At 56.6% G+C, this 633-nt stretch carries 1 protein-coding gene; it reads left to right on the top strand.

Annotated elements, in window-relative coordinates; translation table 11 throughout:
• Positions 1-58: 58 nt before the first annotated feature.
• Complete coding sequence (locus ATY29_RS02545; RefSeq protein ID WP_085861394.1) at positions 59-547, top strand: NifX-associated nitrogen fixation protein; 489 nt, start codon at positions 59-61, stop codon at positions 545-547.
• Positions 548-633: the final 86 nt, after the last annotated feature.

The following is a 633-nucleotide window of genomic DNA, read 5'->3' as shown; positions in this document are numbered from 1 at the left end:
GGCGCTGACCGAAGCAGGCGCCATTGAAAAGAAGCCTTTCGATGAGGAGGACTAAGAAATGGGTACATTGACAGGAAGTACGAATGGCCCTGCTGTCAACGAAGATGGGGATCTCGCCACCCCTTTTCTCAGATGCCTGATAAGGCTCATCCGCGCTCAGGATGCCCATGGGGCGTGGGAAGGCAAATCGGACGCTGACCTGCTGGCCGACTTCATCCTCACCAAGGAGCAGCGCCGTAAGATCCCGATCATAGGCGATCCGGATCCTGATGTGCTGTGGAGGCTACAGAATTTTTACAGTTGCGTGGGGCTTGTGATCGAAGAGTGCACAGGCCTGTTGGCATCGCCGATCATGACGATCGGCCATGAGGGCTTCGGCCGCTTGCTTTTGACGACTGGACGGTTGGTCGTTCTGTCGAAGACCCTGCGCGATGTCCACCGGTTCGGCTTTGAGACGCTAGGCAAGCTCGCCGAGACCGGCACGAAAATGGTCGATGACGCTATTGAAGTTATCGAAACCTATCCCGACGTGGCGCGGGCATCATGACATCAATTTTCGAGGAAAGAGATCATGTCAGACATTGTGGAGCAGCTGAAGAAGGTCCGCAAGCTGCAGTCCCGCGCCGCCGCTGC

This window comes from Rhizobium hidalgonense (assembly GCF_002914525.1).
Lineage (GTDB): Bacteria > Pseudomonadota > Alphaproteobacteria > Rhizobiales > Rhizobiaceae > Rhizobium > Rhizobium hidalgonense.
This window is presented reverse-complemented; position numbering and strand designations above follow the sequence as displayed.

Excerpts from the sequence above, each read along its gene's own strand:
- ATY29_RS02545 (WP_085861394.1), top strand. The coding sequence starts at position 59 with ATGGGTACATTGACAGGAAGTACGAATGGCCCTGCTGTCAACGAAGAT.